Genomic DNA, 23,121 nt, shown 5'->3' with positions numbered 1-23,121 from the left:
CAGCTCCTTCAAAACAGTAAGTACTCTCCTTTTGAGTGTACGCTCTTTTGCAGGAAATGCAACGGAATCTAAGCGTGATCCAACATCCGGTTCAGGGCAAGACGTGCCGGCCCGGCCACTTGTTCGGCCACTTTGATCCGGTTCGGAGGTTGGCCTTCAGCCAGCGATTCGAGAGCCCATGCCAAATGGGGGAGGTCAATCCGATTCATCGTCAAGCATGGACACATCCTTGGGTTAAGTGAAAGGATATGCTTGTCCGGGTGCTCCTGGATGATCCGGTTTACGAGGTTCATTTCCGTTCCGATTGCCCATGCGCTGCCCGGAGGAGACTGTTCGATAGACTGGATAATCATATTAGTGGATCCGGAAATGTCAGACGCTTCGACAACCTCTCTTGAGCACTCCGGGTGGACGATGATCTTCATATCCGGATATTCCGCACGAATGTGATCCACATTCACGGTGGTGAAATTTTCATGAACAGAGCAGTGTCCTTTCCATAAGATAACCTGGACCTCATCCATGGGGCCGCTGCCCACCAGCTCTTCCTGAACCGGATCCCATACGGCCATTTTTTCTAGAGGAATTCCAAGCTCGAAAGCTGTATTCCTGCCCAGATGTTGATCAGGGAGGAATAACAGGCGCGGTTTTTGGTTGAACGCCCACGTCACCATATCCGCTGCATTCGATGACGTGACTGTCGCCCCGCCATGTTCCCCGACGAACGATTTAATCGCAGCTGTGGAATTTACATAGGTGAGAGGAAGAATCGTGTCTCCAAACAAAGCCGTCAACTGCTCCCATGCCCGTTCCGTCTGGCGGATATCAGCCATGTCAGCCATGGAACACCCTGCCCGCATATCGGGGAGGAAGACGTGCTGATCTTCTCTTGTTAAAAGGTCCGCCGTTTCCGCCATAAAGTGAACACCACAAAAAACGATGGCTTCCGCCTCGTGCTGAGTGGCGGATAGTTGGGCAAGCTTTAACGAATCTCCGCGGGCATCAGCAAATTGGATGACTTCATCTTTTTGGTAGTGGTGTCCGGGAATGAATAACCGAGGACCCCATTCTTGTTTCACTCGTATAATCCTCTCTTCAAGCTCTTCATCAGCCATCCTCTTGTACCGTTCAGGCAGGGAGGGGCGTGTCGAATTCAAAGTTTCAAAAAGGTTCATAACATCTCCTCCTTCATTAAAACCGCCCGGGCGCTGAAATCAAGCGATCGGACGCTGTGGGTTAAAAAGCCGAGGGAAATGTAGTCCACGTTCAAATGGCGGTAAGTGGAAAGGTTGTCCAGATGGATGCCGCCGGAAACTTCGGTCGTGATGGTCTCTGGAATAGAAGGAAGCATCCGTTCAATGTCTTCAGGAAGACGGTTGTCAAACATAAGGACGTCCACCCCCGCATCCACCGCTACCAGCACCTGTTCGTCTGTCTCGGTTTCCACTTCGATGTTCACCATATGGCCGGTTTTTGCTTTGATATGCTGGACGGCGTTTGTAAGAGATCCATAAAAAGCGATGTGGTTGTCTTTTAACAGGACAGCATCATATAGTCCGAAGCGGTGATTGTATCCGCCACCGGCGCGGACGGCTTCCTTTTCAAACATCCGCAGCCCCGGCGTCGTTTTCCTCGTGTCACAAAGACGGATCTTTGGATTCCCGAGGGTCCGGACAGCTTTCCTGGTCAGAGTGGCGATGCCGCTCAGCCGCTGAATGCAGTTAAGGACGACCCTTTCCCCTTTCAGAAGATCCGTCATCGGTCCGTAAACCTCAGCCAGACAGGTGCCCGGCTGGAATTCGTCTCCGTCCTGGACAAGCACCTTTGTTCTAACCTTTTCGTTGAGGAGATGGTAGCTGTCTGTAACCACCCATCCTCCGCAGAATATTCCTTTTTCTTTAGCGGTGATGCGCAGCATGCCGTGCTGATCGGCAGGAAACAGCAGATCCGTACTGACATCGTAATCTCCAATATCCTCGATTAAGAAATCCTTCAGTTTATCCAAGCGTTTGATGCGGTTCATCATTCGTCTCCTTTGTGTGGGATTGAAGCAGGATAGTCCGGTCCTTCCACTCTGCCTGTTCTTCGGGATAGTCAGAACGAAAATGACTGCCTCGGCTTTCCTTTCGTTCCAAAGCAGCGGTCGTAATCAACCGGGCTGTATGGAGCAGGAATAAAACCGTTACCTGCTCCTTCGTCAACATCCCTTTATCAAAACCATGACCCGTTGGGAAAGAGTCCAGCCATTTTTTATGGGCATGCAGATCCTTATGGTTTCTTACAATTCCTGCTGCTTCCATCGTCCGCTTCTGAATAACCTGCCGTTCAGGGAGATGAAGGGGAACGGCAGGCGGCGGACTTTTTTTCCGTCGCTGCTCGGGGAGAGAGGATGACAGGGAGTTCAAAAACCGTGCGGCTCTTCTGCCGAAAACGAGGCCTTCCAACAGGGAATTGCTCGCCAGTCGGCTGGCACCATGGACTCCTGTACAGGCGTTTTCTCCAACAGCATATAATCCGGGAACGTTCGTCCTGCCCCTGTCATCTGTTTTGACCCCTCCCATAATAAAATGACACCCAGGTGCCACAGGAATCAGACCTTGCTGAAGGTCGACCTGATGCTTCAGGCAGAGGGCGGTGATGGAAGGAAACCGTTCCTGAAAACGAGGCACGTGCCGGATGTCCAAAAAGACCGGCCGGCCTTTTTGACGGTAGTGAAAGATGGTCTGAGCCGTCACATGGCGCGGGGCAAGATCTTCCATCGGGTGGATCCCTTTCATGATTCTTCTGCCGGTCTCATCGACAAGCACAGCTCCCTCTCCTCGTACAGCTTCGGAAATTAACCCGGCGCCCTGCCCGTTAATGTAAAGAAGGGTGGGGTGAAACTGGATATACTCCATATCAATCAACTCCGCTCCAGCCTCAAAAGCAAGAGCGATGCCGTCCCCTTCAGCGGATGCTGCATTGGAAGTACAGGCATACACCTGGCCGCACCCTCCTGCAGCGAGGACGGTATGGGGAGAAAGGAAGGTATGGATCTTCCCGTATGCATCCTTACTTCGTGCACCAAAACATTCTCTCTGATCGTTGATAAGTAATTCAAAAACGAACTGATTTTCCAGAACAGTTACGTTTGGCGGCAGCACATCTGCCAAGCATTCCACAAGCCTCCTGCCGGTTTGATCTCCCCCTCCGTGGACAATGCGGCTTTGTCCATGGGCGCCTTCCCGTCCCAGCTGAAACTGTCCCAATGAATCTTTATCGAATGCGCAGCCGATAGAAGCCAGATCATGGATGACGGAGTTCGCTTCCCGGGTCATAATGTGAAGGGGCCGCGATGCATTGGTAAAGCGGCCGGCTTTAACGGTGTCGTTGTAATGGGAGGAAGGGCTGTCATCCCCGCCAAGTGCTGCCGCAACTCCGCCCTGCGCCAAGAAAGAATTGCTGTGTTGTAATGTGGACTTTGTGAGTAATATCACATTCATTGTCGGACGAAGGTGTCTGGCAAGCTGTAAAGCAGAAGCGCCGCTTCCAATGATCAAAACATCTGCATCCATGTCGTTTCCTCCTGTTAATGTATATACATATGTATTGACACTAATGTTCACATAAATTTAAACTGAAGGCAAGCGTTTTTTGAACAGGGGGATCGATCATGAATCGATATTTTGATTATGCGGCCACAAGTCCGGTGGATCCAGAGGCATTGGAGGCTTATGTCCATGCTGCCACTCACTACTATGGAAATACGCAAAGTCTCCACGATCCAGGAACAAAAGCTTCCTCATTATTGGAACACTGCCGGAAGAAGCTTGGGGAACTCCTTCACGTCCCTTATGAAGGAATTGCTTTTACGAGTGGAGGAACAGAAAGTAATGAACTGGCTGTATCGGCATTAATAAGGGCACTTAACAGTCAGCATCTTGTCATTTCCGGAGGGGAACATTCTTCCATTCACAATCTGGCAGAGCGGATGAAAGGACAGGGCATCCGAGTGACGATCATCCCGCTGCATCCAAATGGGCAGGTCGATCTTACAAAACTGGAAAAAGCCCTGTATGATGAACCTGCTGTCGTCGCTCTTCACCATGTCAATGGAGAAATCGGGTCCATCCAGCCAGTGGAAGAAGCTGTCCATACGGCAAGGAAGTATGGATCTCTGCTCCACTGTGACTGCGTACAGTCCTTTGGGAAAATTTCCTTAAGCACCATCGGATCCATTGTGGACAGTTTATCGGTTTCCAGCCACAAAGTGTCCGGGCCCAAGGGGACAGGGGCTGTATACATACGTCCTGATCTTTCCTTTCAGCCTCTTACCCCAAACGTGACCCATGAAAAAGGGGTACGCCCGGGAACCGTGGATGTACCGGGGGCCGCCGGATTCGTTACGGCTGCGGAAAAAGCAGTCAAGCACCTCCCTGTACGTGCTGCTTATCATCAACAATTAAAAACATCTTTTCTTGAGGAGTTAACACCGGGATATTGGCAGCTGGCCGGAGACACCGAACATCAGCCTGTGCCCATCATAGGTCTGATGATCGATAACCATCAGGGGCAGTGGATGATGCTGGAAGGCAGCCGGAAGGGGTACTTCTTTTCGACGGGCAGCGCCTGCCGCACCCATACGCAGCAGCCATCGTATACGTTAAGCGCCATGGGGGTGAAAGAAGAAGACGCGAAGTCTTTTATTCGGATATCCTTCAGCCATCACCATTCAAAAACGGATATCCTCGATCTTGCCCATCATCTGAATCAGTATCTGCCTCGGGAGCACGTTTGAAAGGCAGGGACATGCTTCCTATTTTTCTTTCATACAATGAGGGAAAGGGGGGATAGGATGGGGATTTTTCATGAATTCAAACAGTTCACCATCCGGGGAAGCGCTGTCGATATGGGGGTTGGAATGGTGCTTGGAGCTGCATTCAGCGGTTTTATCGACTCCCTCGTCACCGACCTGCTTCTTCCTCCCATCGGTGTTCTGTATTCCAGTATGAATTTCGAAAATATGTTCATCAGTTTGGACGGCTTGTTTTACCCTTCCCTCGCGGCAGCGAAGGAAGCAGGAGCGGCAACCATCAATTATGGACTTTTTCTTACCGCTTTCATCCGTTTCGTCATTATTCTATTTGCTGTCTTCCTCGTTGTAAGGCAGATGAATCGTTGGAAGAAACCACATCAGCACCCGCTGGACGGCCTGACAAAAAAAGAGTGTCCGTACTGTTGTCTTCCTATTCCGCCCCGGGCAGTCATCTGTCCGCATTGTTCATCCTCGCTGGAAGAGCAGAAAATTTCCTCCCGGACACATGGCACGACGTGGAGAATCAAATAAAAAGGCGCAGTGATGACACTGCGCCTTTGGTTATGTGCGTTATTCAGCTGATTCTTCCTCAGATTCTTCTTCAGAACCCTCTTCGGAATCTTCGCCTTCCATTTCAGAGGAATCCTCTGATTCTGTATCACCGGATTCCTGCTCTTCTGTCTGCTCTTCCTCTGTGTTGCCTTCCTCTTCACTTTCTCCGCCGCATGCTGCCAGTGTTAAAACAGAAACCATACCTAAAGCCAGTAACCATTTCTTCAACATCAATAAACTCCCCTTTCAAAATTGAGGTACGTCCACAAGATACCTCCTCATTGTTAAGATAAATTGAATAACTTGTTATATTATGGTAAAGTCTGATAATTTAAAAAGATTTGGTTCATTGGTCGGGTGACTTTAGGAGGGATTTATTTCCTGAGGAGTGGAGGGAGAGATTCAATGATTTGGGACATCCTACAACTATGAAGATGTAGGAGGTGCCGCTTTGGATAACAAAGTCAGCGGCTGGTGTCTCGTCAGTATGGCTTCTATACCTCTTGTGATGACGCTTGGCAATTCCATGTTGATTCCTGTACTTCCGATTTTTGAAAAGAAGGTAGGCATTACGTCTTTCCAGTCCAGTACGATCATTACCAGCTATTCCATTGCTGCTATTATTCTCATCCCTATTGCCGGTTATTTATCGGACCGCTTCGGGAGGAAGATGATCATCCTGCCCAGTCTCGTACTGGCTTTTATCGGGGGTTTGATTGCTGGTTTTGCATCCTGGAAGCTGGAGGAGCCGTTTCTATGGATCACCATCGGCCGCGTCCTTCAGGGAATGGGAGCAGCGGGAGCAACGCCCATTATCCTTCCGCTTGTGGGGGATTTGTACAAGGATGATGATGCAAAGGCAAGCTCATGCCTGGGGATCATTGAAACATCCAATACGTTCGGGAAAGTGCTCAGTCCCATTTTGGGAGCAGCTTTTGCAGCCGTCTTATGGTTTTTACCATTTTTCTCGATCTCTTTTTTCAGCCTCATCTCAATTGTTTTAGTCTTTTTCTTTATTCAGGTGCCAAAAGGCGGGGAAGAAAAACCCCGGCCTTTTAAGCAGTTTATTAAAAAAACGAAAGAAATTTTTAAGCGGGAGGGGGCATGGTTATATCCTGTTTTTCTTATTGGTGCCTATGCCATGCTCGTTTTATTTGCCGTCTTGTTTTTTATGTCGGATATGCTGGAGAAGGTCCATGATATTAAAGGAGTAAAAAAAGGATTTGTGCTGGCCATTCCTTTATTCACCTTGTGTATGTCTGCCTTCATCACAGGGAGAAAGATTAAGGGAGATACTGACGTCATGAAAAAGGTGCTCCTTTTTTCTCTGCTGACGGCCGCTGGTAGCGTCGTATTTACAGGCTATATGCATGAGCGGCTGGTATGGCTGCTTGTCATGACTAGTATCCTCGGCACGTCTATCGGGGCGATGCTGCCTACGCTGGATGCTTTGATTACAGAAGGTATTGAGAAGGAGGAAAGGGGGACCATCACCTCGTTTTACAGCTCTTCAAGGTTTATCGGAGTAGCCGCAGGTCCTCCGCTGATGTCTCTTCTGATGAAAGAATATATGAACGTCAGCTATATGGCGGCAGGGGCAGCAGGGGCTTTGTTGTTTATCATCGTATGGAAGCTTGTGCAGCCTGACAACCAAAAAACAGCATAAACCAGACGGTCGATAGTGTTCGCGGCCGTCTTTTTTTGATAGAGATCATCCGGCCCCGCCCTTAAAAGTCATCCTTTCTGGAAGGATGAAAAAAGCCTGCAGGAAAACATGCGGTTTTCTCTGCAGGCTGAAAGGTTTCAGCAGTATTCGTTGTAGGCCTTCGTCAGGTTCGCGGTAATTTCCTCGACCTCATAATCTTCGATGTCTTCTCTTGGAATGAAGTGGACGACCTGTCCGTCTTTCAATAAAGCCATGGAAGGAGAGGAGGGTTCGTACCCTTCGAAGTAATCACGCATACGCGCAGTCGCTTCGCGGTCCTGTCCGGCAAATACGGTAACAAGGTGTTCCGGTGCCTTTTCGTTGTTCAATGATTCTCTTGCAGATGGGCGCGCAAGTCCTGCAGCACAGCCGCAGACGGAATTGACGACAACGAGGGATGTTCCCTTCGTTTCGCCGATGAATGTATCGACTTCTTCCGGTGTTGTTAATTCAGTAAAGCCGGCGTTCGTTAATTCATCACGCATCGGCTGGGAGATTTCTTTCATATACTGCTCATATGGGTTCATGGGGTGGACCTCCTATTGTTGTTTTTGCTGAGTGGCCTGTGTCATCTGATGCCACACAGATCCTTTGGCTTCTTCTCCGCCTTCAATTCTTTCTATAGCCATATTCACCTGCAGGCGTACTTCGAATTCCGGGTCATCCGCCGCTTTTCTTAAGGCAGGCAGAGCAGATTCATCTCCGAGTTCGTAAAGGAACATGGCTGCACGCCAGCGGACAAGCTTGTTGGAATCACTTAGAGATTCCATCATTTTGGGCATGGCTTCCTTGAAGCCGAGGTCGGATAAGCAGTCGCCGGCTGTGCGCCGGACAGTGACTGTCTTATCATTCAATGCTTTGTACAAATAAGGAAGGGTTTCCAGCTCTTCGATCATGCCGAGATAAGCAGTCGCAAGCCTGCGGATCGAAGCTTTCCCGTCATCAAGCGCTTTATCGAGAATCCGGTAATCCTCAGCTGTCGGATCCATTTGATCCAGAGCGGCATACCGGACCTTCCAATCGTCATGATCCAGAGTCTCCAAGGTAATGGAGGCTTGTTTTTCCTGATTATCTTCGACAGGAATCTCCTCATCAAACGCTTGTTTAACGAGCGTTTCCAGTCGGTTTTGATCATAGCTTGCGGAAATCTCTTCTTTTACCTGTTCCCCGATTTCCTGGACATCACCGTAACGCGGGCTCTGCTCGACCCACTTTCGTTCCATAATCATGTTTGGAGAGGCAGGAGAGGCTTTCATAGCCGCTTCCATAAAACGTTCAGGAAGTCCTACCCGCGTCTCCTCGTCCCCTTCTTCGAGTTTCACCTGCATCGGAAGTCCTTTGAACATTTGGATGAAGACGCGTACTTCGCCGAAATGCTCGTCCGGCTGAACGGGTTCTTCCGTCTGTTCTGCCGCTTCTGCCTCGCCAAAGACTTCACGTACTTGGGGAAGAATAGCTTCCCAGGACACACGGGCATTTCTCTCGAGGGCTATGAAGTCGGTCACATGATAGGCTCCCTTGACGCCTTCCACAGCAAAGAGCTGCTGGATGAAATTCGGGGATTGTTCATGGTCGTCCCCTTTTTTGTAGTTATGCGTTTCGCCGTCCGGGAGTGTCTCACTTAAGTTAATCTTCATGGAGTTCGGACTGGGTGTTGGTTCAATCGAAACAATTCTCATTCAACATTCCCCCTAAACGTTCCTTATCTTTTCATTTTACCAAAGATAAGCAGCAGCATCCAAAAATCCTCCTTCTGTCCATTCGGGCATTTGGATGAAGGGGGAACAACGAAAAATGAAACCATTTGTGAAATAAAGACGTATGTATATTGGAGACTAAGAAAAAAGGAGGGGAAAGAAATGTCGGAAGCAGTCATGCAGCTGAAGAATGTTAAGAAGACCATCGGCAGGAAAGAAATCATCAAAGGGTTGGATTTTGATATCCATGCTGGAGAGGTTTTCGGTTTTCTTGGTCCGAACGGGGCTGGAAAAACAACTACAATCCGAATGATGGTCGGATTGATTGAAATGACCGAAGGCGATGTTGTAATTAAGGGACACAGCATAAGCAGAGAATTCAAGCAGGCGGTCCGCCACGTTGGTGCCATCGTTGAAAATCCGGAGATGTACCCGTTCCTAAGTGGCTGGAAAAACCTTGTTCACTATGCAAGAATGATGCCGGGGATTACAGAAGAGAGAATTCATGAGGTGGTCAAACTTGTCGGCCTTGAAAATCGGATCAAGGAAAAAGCAGGGAAGTATTCCCTCGGCATGAGACAGCGTCTTGGTATTGCCCAGGCCCTTCTCCATAATCCATCCGTATTGATTCTGGATGAGCCGACCAACGGACTGGATCCATCAGGTATCAGGGAAATCCGTGCCTACATAAGAAAACTTGCGGAAGAAGAAGGAGTGGCCGTCATCGTATCCAGTCACATCCTTTCCGAGATGGAAATGATGTGTGACCGGATGGGCGTGATTAAAAATGGCGAGCTGATTTCCATCCAGATGGTTCACGAAGCACACCAGAGCGAGGATGTCGAAGTCGTATTCACGACATCACCGGTCGGTCAGAGTGCCGCAGCCTTGAAAGAGTTGACGGGTAAAGACGTAGAGGCCGGGGAAGAGACATTGACCGTCCAGATGACAAAAGAGGCGATCCCTGACGTCGTTTCCGGGCTCGTTCAAAAAGGGATCCGGATTTATGGAGTAAATATCCACCGCTCCACACTCGAGGATAAATTCTTAGATTTGATTGGAGAGGGAGCCATTGAGTAATTTTTTTCAATTAGTCAAAAATGAATGGATGAAGCTGCTCCATCAGAAATCCACCTGGATTATGATGGTAATCCTGGCCGTGCTGGTTTTAGGGGCGGGCATCCTTTTTAAAGTGGATGCAGCCTTTACGAACGGCGACGTGCCGAGCGGGGATAACTGGAAGCAGGAATTGCAGGAGCAGAACGAACAATTGATGGAGGATCCCACAGGAGAAGTAGAATATCCGAACTACCGGAATATGGAGGAGAACCAGTATCGGATTGATAACGATCTTGCACCGACCGCATATAACGGCTGGGACTTTGTCGGAGATAATCTGGGACTCTCTGCACTTGTCGGCTTGTTTGCTATTATTGTAGGTGCGGGAATTGTTGCAAATGAATTTCGCTGGGGAACGATCAAGCTGTTATTGATCCGTCCGATTACTCGGCTGAAAATTCTATTGTCCAAATACGTTACAGTCCTTACATACGCGCTGGCCATGATGGTGTTTTTGTATGTGTTCTCGTTGATTACGGGCGCTGCTCTGTTCGGTCTCGAAGGTTTTTCAGAAACTTACGTCTATCAACAGAATGGTGACTATCAAAACACAGGGTTGTTTTCTTTTTCATTGTTGAAATATGGTTTGAGCTTTATAGAATTAACCATTATGACGACTTTTGCATTCATGATTGCTGCTATATTCCGGAACACATCGCTTGCCATCGGTTTAAGCATTTTCTTGATGATGGCCGGAAGTTCCATCATTTTCTTCCTTATTGAAAAGGAATGGGCGAAGTTTATTCTTTTCGCTAACACGAACTTGAACCAGTTTTTCGAGGGATCACCGATCATTCCCGATCTGACTCTTGGGTTTTCTGTAACGGTTTTAGCGGTATATTATATAGTATTCCTGCTATTATCCTGGGTATTTTTCACGAAGCGCGACATCGCTGGATCATAATTAAAGGAGGAATTGGATATGAAACGAACAGCAGAAATTGTACTTACGGTTATCGGTATTGTCTTGTTTGGACTGCCTGTTATTTTGAGCGGGGTCCTTTTGAATGCAAAGGATAATCCGCAGGTGCGTCAGGAACTAGAGAGCTTTATGAATTCTCCGGAAATGCAGATGGAAGGTCAAATGAACATCAATCAAATTGTAGACGCTATGGGATCTTTTGCAATGTTTGTCCTCATCGCTTCGCTGATTGCCATCGGCTTGGGAATACTGGCAATCGTCTTCCTTAAAGGGGATAAAAAGCCGAAAGCCGCGGGTATCATTCTGATCATTACCGCTGTCATCTTCACCTTTGCCACCTTCGGCATGGGTCTTTTCGGAGCGGCAGCCTTCCTGATTGCAGGAATCGTCGCTCTTGTTCGTAAGAAGAAATCAACCGTAGAAGATGAAGGCACAATCGATTATTAAGGAAAAAGCACAGCCGCGGCTGTGCTTTTTTTAATCCATGTAGCGGTTCTGCTCGTCCACTTCGGCAGCCTGGCGGTCATACACACGCCCGTACTGGGGTTGGAATCCACTCCCTCCACAAATCCGGCACGTGTAACGCCATGCCTCATCGTCCATTAATAACCCTTCGCCGTTACAGGCGAGGCACAATTTGTCCTGTTTCATCACTCAGATCCATCCTTCCCTTCTCCTGCTTTCCTGCTCTTACTTTTTCACAGGGAGAATTTGTTATGCAGGGATTATGTTTTTTCAGAACGGGGAATGCAGTAATCATTGGAGGGATGAGTCATGAGCAGGGAAGAGGATTACGTGGAAGAACAGGAAGAGCATGAAGAGATAAAAAACGGAAAAAAAATAGACCGGCCCGGCCGGCAGTTTTATATTCCATCCCAGATCGTCGACGAATTCGGGGAAAAGGGAAGAGATCACTTAAATAAACCGTTCAGGGCCCAGTTTCTGCTGGCTTTGACAGCGGGTTCCTTTATGACCTTCGGGGCGGTGTTCTCCATCCTTCTTGCTGTTGGAGTGGAGACGAAAGGACTTTACCATCTGCTATCCGGCCTCGGATTCGCCGCCGGGTATTCGATGGTGTTCATTTCGGGAGCGGTTTTGTTTACAGAAGTCAACGTTCTTCTGCCCTCCTACTTATTTAACAAGCAGGGATTAATGAGCAGGAATATTTATAAATTCTGGCTGTCCTCTTATGTAGGTAACATTCTTGGTGCCTTTATGGTAGCTGTACTCATTTATATGTCCGGCTCTTTATCCACTACGTTCAATACTGAACTATCCATGTATCTGGATCACAAAATGAAATTTCTTGATCATGGATGGAAAGGTTGGTTCCAGATTCTGATTTCCGGGGTGCTGGCTAACTGGCTGATTGGTATGGCCGCGTTCCTGACAACGGCTGCCCGCGATATTACAGGGAAAATCCTGGGAACGATGCTGCCGGTTATCCTGTTTGTTGCTGGTAACTTCCAGCACAGTGCAGCAAATATGGGCTATTTCAGCATGGGTTTTCTAATTTCAGATCAATACACATGGTATGAATACATCCTTCTTAATCTGCTTCCCGCCAGTATCGGGAACTTGATTGGAGGAGGGATTCTCGTTTCCCTGCTGTTTTCCTACGCCTATAAGGAAGATATCCAGACCACACTCGGGAGAACCAATGGTTCAAAGAAAAAATAAGAAAAAAGCCTGCGGAGAAACCCCTGTTTCCCCACAGGCTTTTTTTCTTGCCGTCAGGAGCACCACTTCTTGAAAGTACCTTGTGACCCGAGGCAGGCATCCACTGATAAGCAGAACGTGCCCCTCCATACGACATACGGCCAACTCTACCTGGATAACACGGACTTTTTTCCGTGGAGACTTCGATGTTTAGAGGCGCTTGGTGATGATGTCTTTGAAAACAGGTGTCTATTTTCATTCAAACAGCAGCACTTCAAGGTCTTTGTTGTAGGAATGCACCAGCATAGCCTGCAGCTGCCCGCGGTGATGGTACATATGAGCAACGATCTGGACGAGCCATTCATACCGGGTGTAGCGTACGTCCCACCAGGAGGTCGTCTCTTCCTGGAGTTCTTCTTCTGTATAATATTCAAACTGGGCTTTCAACTGGGCAAAGTTATGAAAAAGATGATCGAGAATTTCCTCTTTCGTTTTCATGTTGACCGTTTCATAGAACCTCTCCATCTTTTCTTTTGAGGCCCCTTCTGTTATGTATCCGTCGGCCGCCGGAATAGTGGCCATATGGGCCAGCAGTTCGCCGATGGAGTATTTGCCCCGGGTCGGCCTTAACTGCATATCTTCTTCTGTCAGCTGACCAATAATTTCAGAAAGGGAGGCGATGACTACTTCCAACTGATGAAACGCACTTTGGCAATACATATTCATAAGAACACAACCTCATTTATAATGGTATTTCATGTTTTACTTCTGCGGATTCTGTCTGAATTCCTTTTTGAGGTGAAAAACTACATAGAACGACGAAATAAGTGTTTTTTTTCAATGCCCTGTTTCGTGAAAAAGGATTGACCCTTACGCTGCGTGAGCGCTTATGGTTAAAGAGGAGGTGATGATCGATGTACAAAGTGAAGGAAATGGCGGAACTTGCCGGCACCAGTATCCGGGCGCTCCATCATTATGATGAGATCGGCCTGCTCACGCCCAAATGGACAAACGAGAAAGGCTATCGGTTTTACGGAGAGGATGAAGTGAAAAAACTTCAACAGATTCTTTTTTTCAAAGAGATGGACTTCCCGCTTGCCAGGATTCAGCAGATTATCGAAAATCCGGACTTCAACGAAGCGGAAGCCCTGTCCCAGCATAGAACGGTGCTCATGAAGAAAAAAGAACGACTGGAAAAACTGATCTCGTCTGTCGATCAATCCCTTCAGTCCCTGCAAGGAGGAAAAGAGATGACACATGAAGACAGATTCACGCCCTTTAACAAAGAGGAAATCGAAAAGCACCAGCAGCAGTATACTGCTGAGGTAGAGGAGCGGTGGGGGCATACTTATGCCTACAAAGAGTCGAAGAGAAGAACAGATCAGTATAAAGACGAGGACTGGAAAAAAATCCAGGAAGAAAGCATGGCTATTGACCGGAGCCTCTCGGCGAGAATGAAGGATGGACCCGCTAATTCAGAGGTGCAGCGGTTGATTGGTGAAAAGCGCAGACATATAACCGATCATTTTTATCCGTGTACACTGGAAATATTCAGGGGACTGGGAAGCATGTATGTGCACGATCCGCGATTCAAGAAAAATCTGGAGCAGTGGGGAGAAGGGTATGCCGCTTTTCTTCATGAAGCCATCGACATTTATTGTGACCGAGTGTCCTCGTGAAAAAAGGTGGAGGCGGCCCGTATGGGCGGCCTCCATCTTTTTTTACCGCGGGCGGCAGATCAGTCCGTTATGAACTTTGATATAACCGTGCCTGAGGATATCAAAGCCGTTCTCATACATATATAAACCCATCTGTTCAACGGTCATCAGTTCTCTGTAAGTATGATTCATCACATCAGCCATTACATGGTAATACAGGCGGGACCGGAGCTGGTTCCTCGGAGTTGTAAGAACGGCATAGCCGTTGTCCTTCAAAAAACGCCTGTGCCAGTCTACCGCTTCCTGTTTATACTCATCAGGGAAATGCTCCAGCAGACCTACCGAAAGTACGATGTCGAATTCTTTCCCATAAGGAAGGTTCCGGATATCGTTCACCACATATTCAATGTTCAAGTCATCCTTGTAGACGATTTTATCCTGGCCAGTTTTTGGGTTGTGTCCGAGAAAAGGGTAGCTTTCCGGAAACTCAGCAAAACGTGTCGTTTTGCAGTATTCATCGTAATCAACCATGACAATTTCTGCACCGGGGTACATGGCAGCGAGCTGCATGGCTTCATATCCTTCCGCAGCTCCGAGAAAAAGAATACGGGGGCGGTGGACGAGCAGTCCCTGGAACAGGGCTCTTTTTCCCCGTGGATCCCAAATGCCGTCCTGGATTCGGTGCACGTAGTTCCATAAGTGCAGTCGTACAAGGTTTCCGAGTGCCTGATTTACTTCAGACGGTTGAAACGAACGAAGACTGCTCAGGAATTCCTGTTTGGTCCGGTCTTTTTCCTCGGGTACATCTTTCATGAACCACTCATGAAAGGCTCTGTTGAAATAGGTCCATGAGGTGTGAGGATCCATCGTTACTTCGTTGGATTGTTCCCATTCCTTCCGTTCTTTGGCGTACCTTTTTACTTCGAAAGGTTTTCCGACGTCTTTCCAGGACAACAGTGACCAGTCGGACACCGTATTGACGCGGACGAACTTATTGTATTCCTTTTCCGAATATTTCCTGAGGTCAACGCGATGCCGGGGGAGGACAACTGTATTTCCGACATCCTCTTCACGGTAAGGTTTGGATGACTGGTTTTCGAGTACGGCTTCCTTCATCAACGATCCCACCTTTTCCTTTGTTAGGTTCACTATACTTATTTTTGTAAACGTTTACAATATTTCGCTTCATTATATGGGCATCCTTCTTTCTTCTATATATTACAGACTGGTAAAGTCCTTGTAATGTATGAAACGTATTTGTTGCTCTTCTGTTATTGGAATCCTCGCTGTACATGTTAGAGTAGGTCTTGTGATTTTAAAGCAGCGCTTAGCCGAGAGCTGAGCGAGACTGTTTACCAAGGAGGAAATTGAATCATGATGAAAAAAACTATCGTTTCTTTGGCGGCGGTCGCATCGGTTTCGGCAGTAACAGCAACAGCAGTAAGTGCAGAAGAAGTAACAGTGAATAAAGGAGACACACTTTGGGGCATTGCTCAAAACCATAATGTGTCTGTGCAAGATATAAAAAATAACAACGGATTAAACTCTAACTTAATTTTCCCGAATCAAACGCTGACCGTAAACGGAGGCAACAATAATGGACAAGCTTCCTCATCCAGCGATGTCCACAAAGTCGTTTCCGGCGACACACTATTCAGTATTGGTCAAGACAATGGCGTGAGTGTAGAACAGCTTCAGGCCTGGAACAACATTGATTCCCATTTAATCTACCCTGGCGAAGAGCTTTCTCTTCAAGGCTCGGCTGTAGAAACGTCTACAGAGCAGAGCGCTCCTGAAAGCCATTCATCTGATCAAGAGGCAGAAGCTGAACAGACATCAGCAAATCCTGCCGGTGGGGACGAAGCCGTTAAAACAATGACAATGGAAGCGACAGCTTATACAGCGTTTTGTGAAGGCTGCTCCGGTACGACAGCAACCGGTATTGACCTTAGAGCCAACCCGGACCAGAAAGTGATCGCTGTCGACCCTGATGTGATTCCGCTAGGTACAGAAGTTTATGTTGAAGGTTACGGCAAGGCTGTAGCCGGCGATATTGGTGGTGCGATCCAAGGGAACCGTATTGATGTTTATATGGAAGACCGTTCTGACGCGCTTGATTTCGGACGTAAATCTGTAGAAGTAAAAGTTTATGAATAATATAGAAGAAAGACGGCCCTGATCCGGGGCCGTCTTTTTTTACATTTGTTTGAGAAATGCTCTCCAATTAACGAAAATACGTTTAAAAATCAAACACAGCGGAAACCGTTGAGTAAGGATGATTCCTGATATAAAAGGATGTAATAGAAAAAATGCTATAAAACATAAATTTTGCTTGCATTAACGTCGTTTTACTAATAATATCAAGAGGAATCATTTCATATCCTAAAAAGAAAAGGAGGACACCACGATGACTCTGCTCTATTCAAAAGCCCGTGAGTTGTTCGATCAGGACTACAAAAACAGCCCTGAAGGTCAGGCACAGGAAAAAGGTAAAGGGGTAAAACGCACACGGAGTGGAAAGGTTCTTTTCTCTTTCCGTAAGCAGAATAACAAACGTAAATAACTTTAGACGTGGTGAAGCCAGCTATGAGAAGAAATATGAGACGAATAAACATGGCCGACTATTTAAAAAATAGAGTCCCATGGATCAGCGCTTATTTGACGGAATCAGTCAATAGGCGCTGATTTTTTTATGCAAAGGTTTAGGTCGTCCTCGTTGCGGTAATGGTGTAGTCACAAGGAGGCGGACAAGGATGACCATTTTTTCTAAAGAAGCTCTGAAGGGCGAACATATCATCGTAACGGGAGCAACAGGTGGAATTGGATATGAAGCAGCGAAGGAAATTGTCCGTGCAGGAGGACATGTAACCATTACCGGCCGGAACGAGGAAAAGCTTTCTTCATTGAGAGAGGATTGCGCCAGCATCAATGGGGCGGCACAGATTTATGTAAGTGTAGCGGATCTGAACAAGACGGAGGACCGAAAGAAAATTGTCCACGATGCAGCACAGGCCATCGGGCCCGTTACCGGAGTTGTCAACTCTGCGGGGATCATTGGCGGCGGGCCGCTGGAAGACCTCACAGAGGAGGAGATGCGGAAGGTCATGGAATTGAACTATTTTTCCACGGTTCTTTTTACTCAGGAAGCTTTTCAAATGATGAAGGCACACGGGAAAGGTTCGATCGTAAATTTGTCTTCACTTTCTGGTCTGCGAGGAACGCACAGCAATACAGCTTACAGTGCCTCGAAGTTCGCGATCACCGGCTTTACACAGTCTTTTGCGTTTGAGGCCATTGAACATGGGATCCGTGTAAATGCGGTCTGCCCGGGGTACGTGGATACAGCAATGGGGCAGGAAGCCATCCGTACAAAAGGAGAGAGGGAAGGAAGAAGCTACGAGGAGCAGCGGGCACTCGCTGAAGAGGGCATCCCGTCTGGGAGGTTAAGCAGCCCGGAAGAAGTCGCACGTTCAATCGTTTACTTGCTCTCTTCTGCTTCAGAAAACATTGTTGGAGAATCATTGAAAGTTTCAGGTGGGACGGTCATGAGATAAGGAACGGTTTCCCACTCTTTTGTTTTCCAAAGACTCAAACAGGGAAAAGATAACTATTCGCCTATTCTATAAGGAAAGGAGTGATTTCGATGGGACGGTTGATTCGAAAAGTAGCCAAGTATGGACCCATTGTCTATCCACTGATTAAGAAGTTTATGAGAAAAAGAAAAGGAAGATATTAAAACGTGCTGATACCAGCGCGTTTTTTTGTAGGAAGATCACCATGTATACGGTATTCTTCATCCTAATCTTAAAAAATATGAAAATACCACTTGTGTAATAAAGGACAGCCATGGTATATTATTAAACGTCGCATTAAGAGCGACTCAACGGAAAGAAATACGCCGTGAAAAACACAAAAATAGTTGTTGACTTCAATGACCATGCGTGTTAAATTAGTATTTGTCGCCGAAAACGACAGCCAAACGCTTTCTCAACTTAATGAAAAAAGTTGTTGACACGAAAAACAACACATGTTAAGATGATTGAGTCGCTGTTTTCAAACGGCCGACAACATTTGATCTTTGAAAACTGAACGAACCAACCAGTACGTCAAAACATTTCTTCTTTAATGAAGAAATTTGAAACAAGCACATTCGGTGTGCAAATGAGCAAGTCAAACTACTTTTATGGAGAGTTTGATCCTGGCTCAGGACGAACGCTGGCGGCGTGCCTAATACATGCAAGTCGAGCGCGGGAAGCGAGTGGATCCCTTCGGGGTGAAGCTCGTGGAACGAGCGGCGGACGGGTGAGTAACACGTGGGCAACCTGCCTGTAAGATCGGAATAACCCCGGGAAACCGGGGCTAATGCCGGGTAATACTTTTCTTCGCATGAAGATAAGTTGAAAGATGGCTTCTCGCTATCACTTACAGATGGGCCCGCGGCGCATTAGCTAGTTGGTGAGGTAACGGCTCACCAAGGCAACGATGCGTAGCCGACCTGAGAGGGTGATCGGCCACACTGGGACTGAGACACGGCCCAGACTCCTACGGGAGGCAGCAGTAGGGAATCTTCCGCAATGGACGAAAGTCTGACGGAGCAACGCCGCGTGAACGATGAAGGTCTTCGGATCGTAAAGTTCTGTTGTCAGGGAAGAACAAGTACCGTGCGAATAGAGCGGTACCTTGACGGTACCTGACGAGGAAGCCCCGGCTAACTACGTGCCAGCAGCCGCGGTAATACGTAGGGGGCAAGCGTTGTCCGGAATTATTGGGCGTAAAGCGCGCGCAGGCGGTTCCTTAAGTCTGATGTGAAAGCCCACGGCTCAACCGTGGAGGGTCATTGGAAACTGGGGAACTTGAGGACAGAAGAGGAGAGTGGAATTCCACGTGTAGCGGTGAAATGCGTAGATATGTGGAGGAACACCAGTGGCGAAGGCGACTCTCTGGTCTGTTTCTGACGCTGAGGTGCGAAAGCGTGGGTAGCAAACAGGATTAGATACCCTGGTAGTCCACGCCGTAAACGATGAGTGCTAGGTGTTAGGGGGCTTCCACCCCTTAGTGCTGAAGTTAACGCATTAAGCACTCCGCCTGGGGAGTACGGCCGCAAGGCTGAAACTCAAAGGAATTGACGGGGGCCCGCACAAGCGGTGGAGCATGTGGTTTAATTCGAAGCAACGCGAAGAACCTTACCAGGTCTTGACATCCTTGGACCTCCCTAGAGATAGGGATTTCCCTTCGGGGACCAAGTGACAGGTGGTGCATGGTTGTCGTCAGCTCGTGTCGTGAGATGTTGGGTTAAGTCCCGCAACGAGCGCAACCCCTAATCTTAGTTGCCAGCATTCAGTTGGGCACTCTAAGGTGACTGCCGGTGACAAACCGGAGGAAGGCGGGGATGACGTCAAATCATCATGCCCCTTATGACCTGGGCTACACACGTGCTACAATGGATGGTACAAAGGGCAGCGAAGCCGCGAGGTGTAGCAAATCCCATAAAACCATTCTCAGTTCGGATTGCAGGCTGCAACTCGCCTGCATGAAGCCGGAATCGCTAGTAATCGCGGATCAGCATGCCGCGGTGAATACGTTCCCGGGCCTTGTACACACCGCCCGTCACACCACGAGAGTTGGCAACACCCGAAGTCGGTGAGGTAACCTTTTTGGAGCCAGCCGCCGAAGGTGGGGCCAATGATTGGGGTGAAGTCGTAACAAGGTAGCCGTATCGGAAGGTGCGGCTGGATCACCTCCTTTCTAAGGATATTACGGAAACGTACTGTGTTGGTTGTTCAGTTTTGAGAGATCAAAGCATCTTTCAAATTTGTGAACCTTGAAAACTGGATAAGGAATTATGACTCATCTAGCGATGAGATCATGATGACAAGACATCTAATTGATTTATATAAACGTCTTTTCACGAAGATAGTTAAGTGAATAAGGGCGCACGGTGGATGCCTTGGTACTAGGAGCCGATGAAGGACGGGACTAACACCGATATGCTCCGGCGAGCCGTAAGCAGGCTTTGACCCGGAGATTTCCGAATGGGGAAACCCACTGTTCGTAATGGGACAGTATCCTATACTGAATACATAGGTATAGGAAGGCAGACCCGGGGAACTGAAACATCTAAGTACCCGGAGGAAGAGAAAGCAAACGCGATTTCCCAAGTAGCGGCGAGCGAAACGGAATCAGCCCAAACCAGAAAGCTTGCTTTCTGGGGTTGTAGGACACTCCTTTGGAGTTATCAAGGAGGAAGATAGACGAATCGATCTGGAAAGATCAGCCGAAGAGGGTAACAGCCCTGTAGTCGAAATCTTCCTCTCTCCGGAGTGGATCCTGAGTACGGCGGAACACGAGGAATTCCGTCGGAATCCGGGAGGACCATCTCCCAAGGCTAAATACTCCCTAGTAACCGATAGTGAACCAGTACCGTGAGGGAAAGGTGAAAAGCACCCCGGAAGGGGAGTGAAATAGAACCTGAAACCGTGTGCCTACAAGTAGTCGGAGCCCGTTAATGGGTGACGGCGTGCCTTTTGTAGAATGAACCGGCGAGTTACGACCGTATGCGAGGTTAAGCAGCAGAAGCGGAGCCGCAGCGAAAGCGAGTCTGAACAGGGCGAGTGAGTATGCGGTCGTAGACCCGAAACCGTGTGATCTACCCATGTCCAGGGTGAAGGTCAGGTAACACTGACTGGAGGCCCGAACCCACGTAAGTTGAAAATTACGGGGATGAGGTGTGGGTAGGGGTGAAATGCCAATCGAACACGGAGATAGCTGGTTCTCTCCGAAATAGCTTTAGGGCTAGCCTCAGAATAGAAAGTCATGGAGGTAGAGCACTGATTGGACGAGGGGCCCCTATCGGGTTACCGAATTCAGTCAAACTCCGAATGCCATAGACTTTGTTCTGGGAGTCAGACCGTGGGTGATAAGGTTCATGGTCGAGAGGGAAACAGCCCAGACCGCCAGCTAAGGTCCCAAAGTGTGTGTTAAGTGGAAAAGGATGTGGAGTTGCTTAGACAACCAGGATGTTGGCTTAGAAGCAGCCATCATTCAAAGAGTGCGTAATAGCTCACTGGTCGAGTGACTCTGCGCCGAAAATGTACCGGGGCTAAACACACCACCGAAGCTGCGGATTGATCTTATGATCAGTGGTAGGAGAGCGTTCTAAGTGCTGCGAAGTCAGACCGTAAGGACTGGTGGAGCGCTTAGAAGTGAGAATGCCGGTATGAGTAGCGAAAAAAGAGTGAGAATCTCTTTCACCGAATGCCTAAGGTTTCCTGAGGAAGGCTCGTCCTCTCAGGGTTAGTCGGGACCTAAGCCGAGGCCGAAAGGCGTAGGCGATGGACAACAGGTTGATATTCCTGTACCACCTCCTTTCCGTTTGAATGACGGGGGGACGCAGGAGGATAGGGAGAGCGTGCCATTGGATGTGCACGTCCAAGCAGTGAGACGGTCGGAATAGGCAAATCCGTCCGGCAACGTCAAGCTGTGATGGGGAGGGAACTATAGTACCGAAGCTCCTGATTTCACACTGCCAAGAAAAGCCTCTAATGAGGAAAGAGGTGCCCGTACCGCAAACCGACACAGGTAGGCGAGGAGAGTATCCTAAGGTGAGCGGGAGAACTCTCGTTAAGGAACTCGGCAAAATGACCCCGTAACTTCGGGAGAAGGGGTGCTCCTCTGCCGAGGAGCCGCAGTGAAAAGGCCCAAGCGACTGTTTACCAAAAACACAGGTCTCTGCGAAGCCGTAAGGCGAAGTATAGGGGCTGACACCTGCCCGGTGCTGGAAGGTTAAGGGGATGCGTTAGCTTATGCGAAGCGTTGAACCGAAGCCCCAGTAAACGGCGGCCGTAACTATAACGGTCCTAAGGTAGCGAAATTCCTTGTCGGGTAAGTTCCGACCCGCACGAAAGGTGCAACGACTTGGGCACTGTCTCAACGAGAGACCCGGTGAAATTATACTATGTGTGAAGATGCACATTACCCGCGACAGGACGGAAAGACCCCGTGGAGCTTTACTGCAGCCTGATATTGAATGTTGGTACAGCTTGTACAGGATAGGTAGGAGCCTTGGAAACCGGAGCGCCAGCTTCGGTGGAGGCGCTGGTGGGATACTACCCTTGCTGTACGGACATTCTAACCCAGGACCGTAATCCGGTCCGGAGACAGTGTCAGGTGGGCAGTTTGACTGGGGCGGTCGCCTCCTAAAGAGTAACGGAGGCGCCCAAAGGTTCCCTCAGAATGGTTGGAAATCATTCGCAGAGTGTAAAGGCACAAGGGAGCTTGACTGCGAGACCTACAAGTCGAGCAGGGACGAAAGTCGGGCTTAGTGATCCGGCGGTACCGTATGGAAGGGCCGTCGCTCAACGGATAAAAGCTACCCCGGGGATAACAGGCTTATCTCCCCCAAGAGTCCACATCGACGGGGAGGTTTGGCACCTCGATGTCGGCTCATCGCATCCTGGGGCTGTAGTCGGTCCCAAGGGTTGGGCTGTTCGCCCATTAAAGCGGTACGCGAGCTGGGTTCAGAACGTCGTGAGACAGTTCGGTCCCTATCCGTCGTGGGCGTTGGAAATTTGAAAGGAGCTGTCCTTAGTACGAGAGGACCGGGATGGACACACCGCTGGTGTACCAGTTGTTCCGCCAGGAGCATCGCTGGGTAGCTACGTGTGGTCGGGATAAGTGCTGAAAGCATCTAAGCATGAAGCCCCCCTTGAGATGAGATTTCCCTCTGCTTCGAGCAGATAAGATCCCTCAGAGACGATGAGGTTGATAGGTCCGAGGTGGAAGCGTGGTGACACGTGGAGCTGACGGATACTAATGGATCGATGACTTATCTATATATACTTCGTGAATGATGTTTCATCAATAGTTGTTTCCTTATCCAGTTTTGAGGGTTCACCTCAAACTTTATATTGATGTGGTGGTGAAGGCGAAGAGGTCACACCTGTTCCCATGCCGAACACAGCAGTTAAGCTCTTCAGCGCCGATGGTAGTCGGGTTTACCCCCGTGAGAGTAGGAC

General features: G+C 48.6%; 20 protein-coding genes and 3 rRNA genes. 14 read left to right on the top strand and 9 right to left on the bottom strand.

Going from position 1 to position 23,121, the window contains the following annotated elements; translation table 11 throughout:
- Positions 1–68 precede the first annotated feature (68 nt).
- From nadA to nadB, 3 genes are read right to left on the bottom strand one after another with little or no spacing between them, the layout of a single operon-like run.
- On the bottom strand, positions 69–1,175 hold the full coding sequence (nadA, locus tag ACXADP_RS00115; RefSeq protein ID WP_474970586.1) for a quinolinate synthase NadA: 1,107 nt from the start codon (positions 1,173–1,175) through the stop codon (positions 69–71).
- The gene (gene nadC / locus ACXADP_RS00110) at positions 1,172–2,023 is read right to left on the bottom strand and encodes a carboxylating nicotinate-nucleotide diphosphorylase (protein WP_474970585.1); all 852 of its coding nucleotides are present in this window, start codon (positions 2,021–2,023) and stop codon (positions 1,172–1,174) included. The genes nadA and nadC overlap by 4 nt, the downstream gene beginning before the upstream one ends.
- The gene (gene nadB / locus ACXADP_RS00105) at positions 1,998–3,554 is read right to left on the bottom strand and encodes an L-aspartate oxidase (protein WP_474970584.1); all 1,557 of its coding nucleotides are present in this window, start codon (positions 3,552–3,554) and stop codon (positions 1,998–2,000) included. The genes nadC and nadB overlap by 26 nt, the downstream gene beginning before the upstream one ends.
- Before the next feature lie 98 nt (positions 3,555–3,652).
- Between nadB and ACXADP_RS00100 the strand changes: the two genes are divergently transcribed.
- Positions 3,653–4,777 (top strand): IscS subfamily cysteine desulfurase, encoded by a 1,125-nt coding sequence (locus ACXADP_RS00100; RefSeq protein ID WP_474970583.1) that lies wholly within the window; start codon positions 3,653–3,655, stop codon positions 4,775–4,777.
- A gap of 57 nt (positions 4,778–4,834) precedes the next feature.
- Complete coding sequence (mscL, locus tag ACXADP_RS00095; protein WP_474970317.1) at positions 4,835–5,326, top strand: large conductance mechanosensitive channel protein MscL; 492 nt, start codon at positions 4,835–4,837, stop codon at positions 5,324–5,326.
- Positions 5,327–5,365: 39 nt separating this feature from the next.
- Here the strand turns inward: mscL and ACXADP_RS00090 are convergent, their stop codons facing one another.
- The gene (locus tag ACXADP_RS00090) at positions 5,366–5,578 is read right to left on the bottom strand and encodes a hypothetical protein (RefSeq protein ID WP_474970318.1); all 213 of its coding nucleotides are present in this window, start codon (positions 5,576–5,578) and stop codon (positions 5,366–5,368) included.
- A 256-nt stretch (positions 5,579–5,834) separates the two neighbouring features.
- On the opposite strand from ACXADP_RS00090, the gene ACXADP_RS00085 reads away from it, so the two are divergent.
- Positions 5,835–7,013: an MFS transporter gene (locus tag ACXADP_RS00085; RefSeq protein ID WP_474972280.1), complete on the top strand. Its 1,179-nt coding sequence runs from the start codon at positions 5,835–5,837 to the stop codon at positions 7,011–7,013.
- Positions 7,014–7,150: 137 nt separating this feature from the next.
- Here the strand turns inward: ACXADP_RS00085 and ACXADP_RS00080 are convergent, their stop codons facing one another.
- Both ACXADP_RS00080 and ACXADP_RS00075 read right to left on the bottom strand, forming a co-directional pair.
- Complete coding sequence (locus ACXADP_RS00080) at positions 7,151–7,579, bottom strand: BrxA/BrxB family bacilliredoxin (protein WP_027953252.1); 429 nt, start codon at positions 7,577–7,579, stop codon at positions 7,151–7,153.
- Positions 7,580–7,591: 12 nt separating this feature from the next.
- Positions 7,592–8,731 (bottom strand): conserved virulence factor C family protein, encoded by a 1,140-nt coding sequence (locus tag ACXADP_RS00075; RefSeq protein WP_474970319.1) that lies wholly within the window; start codon positions 8,729–8,731, stop codon positions 7,592–7,594.
- Between the two features lie 180 nt (positions 8,732–8,911).
- On the opposite strand from ACXADP_RS00075, the gene ACXADP_RS00070 reads away from it, so the two are divergent.
- The 3 genes from ACXADP_RS00070 to ACXADP_RS00060 are packed head-to-tail and all read left to right on the top strand — an operon-like array spanning position 8,912 to position 11,237.
- The gene (locus ACXADP_RS00070; RefSeq protein ID WP_474970582.1) at positions 8,912–9,829 is read left to right on the top strand and encodes an ABC transporter ATP-binding protein; all 918 of its coding nucleotides are present in this window, start codon (positions 8,912–8,914) and stop codon (positions 9,827–9,829) included.
- The gene (locus tag ACXADP_RS00065; RefSeq protein WP_474970321.1) at positions 9,822–10,772 is read left to right on the top strand and encodes an ABC transporter permease; all 951 of its coding nucleotides are present in this window, start codon (positions 9,822–9,824) and stop codon (positions 10,770–10,772) included. Before ACXADP_RS00070 ends, ACXADP_RS00065 begins: the two co-directional genes overlap by 8 nt.
- A gap of 18 nt (positions 10,773–10,790) precedes the next feature.
- A complete protein-coding gene (locus tag ACXADP_RS00060) occupies positions 10,791–11,237 on the top strand; it encodes a DUF4064 domain-containing protein (protein ID WP_474970581.1) in 447 nt (148 codons plus the stop codon).
- A 30-nt stretch (positions 11,238–11,267) separates the two neighbouring features.
- Here the strand turns inward: ACXADP_RS00060 and ACXADP_RS00055 are convergent, their stop codons facing one another.
- A complete protein-coding gene (locus tag ACXADP_RS00055; protein WP_474972337.1) occupies positions 11,268–11,444 on the bottom strand; it encodes a hypothetical protein in 177 nt (58 codons plus the stop codon).
- Positions 11,445–11,564: 120 nt separating this feature from the next.
- On the opposite strand from ACXADP_RS00055, the gene ACXADP_RS00050 reads away from it, so the two are divergent.
- Positions 11,565–12,470, top strand: coding sequence for a formate/nitrite transporter family protein (locus tag ACXADP_RS00050; protein ID WP_474970323.1), 906 nt, complete (start codon positions 11,565–11,567; stop codon positions 12,468–12,470).
- Positions 12,471–12,704: 234 nt separating this feature from the next.
- On the opposite strand, the gene ACXADP_RS00045 is transcribed toward ACXADP_RS00050, so the two are convergent.
- A complete protein-coding gene (locus tag ACXADP_RS00045; protein WP_027953246.1) occupies positions 12,705–13,175 on the bottom strand; it encodes a DinB family protein in 471 nt (156 codons plus the stop codon).
- A 188-nt stretch (positions 13,176–13,363) separates the two neighbouring features.
- Between ACXADP_RS00045 and ACXADP_RS00040 the strand changes: the two genes are divergently transcribed.
- The gene (locus ACXADP_RS00040) at positions 13,364–14,128 is read left to right on the top strand and encodes a MerR family transcriptional regulator (RefSeq protein WP_474970580.1); all 765 of its coding nucleotides are present in this window, start codon (positions 13,364–13,366) and stop codon (positions 14,126–14,128) included.
- A 42-nt stretch (positions 14,129–14,170) separates the two neighbouring features.
- Here ACXADP_RS00040 and ACXADP_RS00035 read toward each other — a convergent pair whose 3' ends face one another.
- Positions 14,171–15,223 (bottom strand): class I SAM-dependent methyltransferase, encoded by a 1,053-nt coding sequence (locus tag ACXADP_RS00035; RefSeq protein ID WP_474970579.1) that lies wholly within the window; start codon positions 15,221–15,223, stop codon positions 14,171–14,173.
- A gap of 261 nt (positions 15,224–15,484) precedes the next feature.
- Here ACXADP_RS00035 and ACXADP_RS00030 point away from each other — a divergent pair, with 261 nt between their 5' ends.
- The 6 genes from ACXADP_RS00030 to rrf form a co-directional block, all read left to right on the top strand.
- Positions 15,485–16,264 (top strand): 3D domain-containing protein, encoded by a 780-nt coding sequence (locus ACXADP_RS00030; protein WP_474970474.1) that lies wholly within the window; start codon positions 15,485–15,487, stop codon positions 16,262–16,264.
- Positions 16,265–16,514: 250 nt separating this feature from the next.
- Positions 16,515–16,670, top strand: coding sequence for a hypothetical protein (locus tag ACXADP_RS00025; protein ID WP_169516172.1), 156 nt, complete (start codon positions 16,515–16,517; stop codon positions 16,668–16,670).
- Between the two features lie 190 nt (positions 16,671–16,860).
- A complete protein-coding gene (locus ACXADP_RS00020; RefSeq protein ID WP_474970326.1) occupies positions 16,861–17,661 on the top strand; it encodes an SDR family NAD(P)-dependent oxidoreductase in 801 nt (266 codons plus the stop codon).
- Between the two features lie 626 nt (positions 17,662–18,287).
- Positions 18,288–19,852: ribosomal RNA gene (locus ACXADP_RS00015) — 16S ribosomal RNA — on the top strand.
- Between the two features lie 170 nt (positions 19,853–20,022).
- Positions 20,023–22,939, top strand: a 23S ribosomal RNA gene (locus ACXADP_RS00010).
- Between the two features lie 78 nt (positions 22,940–23,017).
- Positions 23,018–23,121, top strand: a 5S ribosomal RNA gene (gene rrf, locus ACXADP_RS00005); the annotation flags it as partial.

It is taken from the genome of Halobacillus sp. AWH4_228 (assembly GCF_056158365.1).
The sequence above is the reverse complement of the archived record's forward strand: the minus strand, read 5'-3'. Positions and strand labels throughout refer to the sequence as shown.

What these genes read in the sequence shown, in the direction of transcription:
- ACXADP_RS00085 (WP_474972280.1), top strand. Translation starts at nt 5,835, where the DNA reads ATGGCTTCTATACCTCTTGTGATGACGCTTGGCAATTCCATGTTGATT.
- ACXADP_RS00060 (WP_474970581.1), top strand. Translation starts at nt 10,791, where the DNA reads ATGAAACGAACAGCAGAAATTGTACTTACGGTTATCGGTATTGTCTTG.
- ACXADP_RS00035 (WP_474970579.1), bottom strand. Translation starts at nt 15,223, where the DNA reads ATGAAGGAAGCCGTACTCGAAAACCAGTCATCCAAACCTTACCGTGAA.
- ACXADP_RS00080 (WP_027953252.1), bottom strand. Translation starts at nt 7,579, where the DNA reads ATGAACCCATATGAGCAGTATATGAAAGAAATCTCCCAGCCGATGCGT.
- ACXADP_RS00100 (WP_474970583.1), top strand. Translation starts at nt 3,653, where the DNA reads ATGAATCGATATTTTGATTATGCGGCCACAAGTCCGGTGGATCCAGAG.
- ACXADP_RS00020 (WP_474970326.1), top strand. Translation starts at nt 16,861, where the DNA reads ATGACCATTTTTTCTAAAGAAGCTCTGAAGGGCGAACATATCATCGTA.
- ACXADP_RS00045 (WP_027953246.1), bottom strand. Translation starts at nt 13,175, where the DNA reads ATGAATATGTATTGCCAAAGTGCGTTTCATCAGTTGGAAGTAGTCATC.
- nadA (WP_474970586.1), bottom strand. Translation starts at nt 1,175, where the DNA reads ATGAACCTTTTTGAAACTTTGAATTCGACACGCCCCTCCCTGCCTGAA.
- ACXADP_RS00050 (WP_474970323.1), top strand. Translation starts at nt 11,565, where the DNA reads ATGAGCAGGGAAGAGGATTACGTGGAAGAACAGGAAGAGCATGAAGAG.
- nadB (WP_474970584.1), bottom strand. Translation starts at nt 3,554, where the DNA reads ATGGATGCAGATGTTTTGATCATTGGAAGCGGCGCTTCTGCTTTACAG.
- nadC (WP_474970585.1), bottom strand. Translation starts at nt 2,023, where the DNA reads ATGAACCGCATCAAACGCTTGGATAAACTGAAGGATTTCTTAATCGAG.
- ACXADP_RS00030 (WP_474970474.1), top strand. Translation starts at nt 15,485, where the DNA reads ATGAAAAAAACTATCGTTTCTTTGGCGGCGGTCGCATCGGTTTCGGCA.
- ACXADP_RS00075 (WP_474970319.1), bottom strand. Translation starts at nt 8,731, where the DNA reads ATGAGAATTGTTTCGATTGAACCAACACCCAGTCCGAACTCCATGAAG.
- ACXADP_RS00090 (WP_474970318.1), bottom strand. Translation starts at nt 5,578, where the DNA reads ATGTTGAAGAAATGGTTACTGGCTTTAGGTATGGTTTCTGTTTTAACA.
- ACXADP_RS00040 (WP_474970580.1), top strand. Translation starts at nt 13,364, where the DNA reads ATGTACAAAGTGAAGGAAATGGCGGAACTTGCCGGCACCAGTATCCGG.
- mscL (WP_474970317.1), top strand. Translation starts at nt 4,835, where the DNA reads ATGGGGATTTTTCATGAATTCAAACAGTTCACCATCCGGGGAAGCGCT.
- ACXADP_RS00025 (WP_169516172.1), top strand. Translation starts at nt 16,515, where the DNA reads ATGACTCTGCTCTATTCAAAAGCCCGTGAGTTGTTCGATCAGGACTAC.
- ACXADP_RS00070 (WP_474970582.1), top strand. Translation starts at nt 8,912, where the DNA reads ATGTCGGAAGCAGTCATGCAGCTGAAGAATGTTAAGAAGACCATCGGC.